General features: G+C 62.4%; 1 protein-coding gene. It reads left to right on the top strand.

Features of this window, described 5'->3' with window-relative positions; all coding sequences use genetic code 11:
- Window positions 1-196 precede the first annotated feature (196 nt).
- Window positions 197-564 (top strand): site-specific integrase (locus tag G3446_RS27245; protein WP_164456756.1); only part of this gene is annotated, 368 nt, incomplete at its 3' end.

The raw sequence follows: 564 nt of genomic DNA, 5'->3' as shown, positions 1-564 counted from the left end.
CACCGCTTTGCGGTTGAGGTGCTGTTGCGCTGGTATCGTGAGGAGGTCGATGTTGAACGGCATCTGCAACGGAACTGTCGACTTATTTGGGGCATGTGAAGGTGGCCGATACCTTCTGGTACCTTTCGGCCACCCCGGAATTGCTCCAGCTCGCCTTGGACCGCTTGGAACAGGGCCTGCCACTGCAGGTGTGGCCATGAGCGCGCCCCTCACGTTCCCGATCTTGCTGGAGCGCTTCTTCACCGAGCGCCTGATTAAGCACAAGCATGTCAGCCCCCATACCATCGCCAGCTATCGCGACACCTTTTTCCTGCTGCTGCGCGACGCGCAGAGCGGCCTGGATAAAGGCCCCTCGCAGCTCACCCTGCCAGATCTGGATGCCGCACTGATCGCGGTCTTTCTCGACGACCTGCAGGCCAGCCGCGGCACCAGCGCGCGCAGCCGCAACGTCCGATTGGCCGCCATCCATTCCTTCTTTCGCTATGCCGCCCTCGAAGTCCCCGAGCACAGTGGCCTGATCGAACGGGTCTTGGCCATCCCGTCCAAGCGCTATGAGCGCGCGCC

It is taken from the genome of Thiorhodococcus minor, from assembly GCF_010820565.1.
GTDB classification, from domain to species: Bacteria; Pseudomonadota; Gammaproteobacteria; order Chromatiales; family Chromatiaceae; genus Thiorhodococcus; species Thiorhodococcus minor.
The sequence above is the reverse complement of the archived record's forward strand: the minus strand, read 5'-3'. Positions and strand labels throughout refer to the sequence as shown.